This is a genomic window from Methylophaga sp. UBA1464, from assembly GCF_002325665.1.
Classification (GTDB): domain Bacteria; phylum Pseudomonadota; class Gammaproteobacteria; order Nitrosococcales; family Methylophagaceae; genus Methylophaga.
Genome location: NZ_DCSO01000041.1, coordinates 10,998 through 11,470 on the forward strand (window position 1 = coordinate 10,998; position 473 = coordinate 11,470).

Genomic DNA, 473 nt, shown 5'->3' on the forward strand with positions numbered 1-473 from the left:
GCATCGGTTTGAATAAAGTTTTCATAGCCTTCGAGGCCAAGACCACTTCGGCCCAAGGCACTGACAATACCGGACGTTACGGTTTGGCCCAGCCCAAATGGATTGCCAATGGCCACCACAAAATCACCTACACGCAGGCTATCTGAATCCGCTAAAGGCAAGGCAGTAAGATTTTCAGGCGGAATACGAATGACAGCAACATCGGTAGCTGGATCACTTCCAACCACTTCAGCCTGAAAACTGCGACCGTCATGCAGTGAAACAGTAATTTCATCAGCACGTTGAATCACATGATTATTGGTTAATACCAATCCTTCTTTGGCGTTAACAATCACGCCACTACCCAGGCTTTGTGCCTGACGGGTTCGAGGTCGTTGTTGCTCTGGTAAGTTAAAAAAACGCCGGAAAAAAGGATCGTTTAATAATGGGTTATCCTGAATTCGCACTTCGCTACGTGTGGCAATATTCACCAC

1 protein-coding gene is annotated in these 473 nt (G+C 46.9%); it reads right to left on the reverse strand.

All coding sequences use genetic code 11. The features are described 5' to 3' along the window. Positions 1-473: trypsin-like peptidase domain-containing protein (locus B3O33_RS04100; RefSeq protein WP_292363014.1), on the reverse strand; the 473-nt coding region annotated here is incomplete at both ends.